Source organism: Iodobacter violaceini, assembly GCF_011601265.1.
Lineage (GTDB): Bacteria > Pseudomonadota > Gammaproteobacteria > Burkholderiales > Chitinibacteraceae > Iodobacter > Iodobacter violaceini.
Map to the genome: position 1 here is coordinate 1 of NZ_JAAOLX010000067.1, position 208 is coordinate 208.

Consider the following 208-nt stretch of genomic DNA (forward strand, 5'->3'; position numbering starts at 1 on the left):
TCTACCAACAGCATGGCTGCGCTGGAAACCCGCGATCTGGCCGTTGTCAGCACAGCAGGGATTGCCGTGCTGTCGAGCAATCAGATTAAAGCCCTGACCACCGCACAAGTGGCCACGCTGACCACGGATCAGACCCTGGCCCTGACCACCGGCTCATTGCAGGGCTTAACCTCTGATCAGGCTGCGGCGCTGACCACGGCCCAGGCCG

1 protein-coding gene is annotated in these 208 nt (G+C 62.5%); it reads left to right on the forward strand.

Annotated elements, in window-relative coordinates; genetic code table 11:
* Positions 1-208: hypothetical protein (locus tag HA050_RS21885; RefSeq protein WP_166830606.1), on the forward strand; the 208-nt coding region annotated here is incomplete at both ends.